Origin of the sequence: Burkholderia sp. Bp8963, from assembly GCF_003854275.1 — a bacterium.
GTDB lineage: Bacteria > Pseudomonadota > Gammaproteobacteria > Burkholderiales > Burkholderiaceae > Burkholderia.
On sequence record NZ_QTQP01000186.1, the window covers coordinates 1 to 529 of the forward strand.

General features: G+C 48.2%; 2 tRNA genes. Both read left to right on the plus strand.

The annotated features are described in order from the left end of the window. The first annotated feature begins 50 nt into the window (after positions 1 to 50). Positions 51 to 127: transfer RNA gene (locus DID96_RS37970), tRNA-Ile, on the plus strand. A 37-nt stretch (positions 128 to 164) separates the two neighbouring features. Continuing rightward, positions 165 to 240 (plus strand) — tRNA-Ala (locus tag DID96_RS37975). The last annotated feature ends 289 nt before the right edge of the window (positions 241 to 529 follow it).

The window sequence follows — 529 nt, forward strand, 5'->3', positions numbered from 1 at the left end:
AACAATTGAGCGCTCACGCTTATCGGCTGTAAATTTAAAGACAGACTCAGGGGTCTGTAGCTCAGTCGGTTAGAGCACCGTCTTGATAAGGCGGGGGTCGTTGGTTCGAATCCAACCAGACCCACCATTGTCTGACGTAAGAAACCTGGGAAGTCTCTGTAGATGGGGGCATAGCTCAGCTGGGAGAGCACCTGCTTTGCAAGCAGGGGGTCGTCGGTTCGATCCCGTCTGCCTCCACCAATCTTCAATGCTAAGAGTTTGCTGAAAAATTCAGCGAGCGCTTTGCATTGGCGATTGAGCCAGTCAGAGTGATATGAGTAACACCATATCGGCTGTCGTTCTTTAACAATCTGGAAGAAGTAAGTAATTTGGATAGCGGAAGCGTCTTTGAGATGGACGTGGAAACTATCCGGGTTGTGATTGTATCGATGTATCTCAAGATGATTCGAACTTCAATGTTCGGCTCAATTGGAATACGGCACAACGCGAGAACTCAACCTGTAACGAGACAGACTCGTTATAGGGTCAA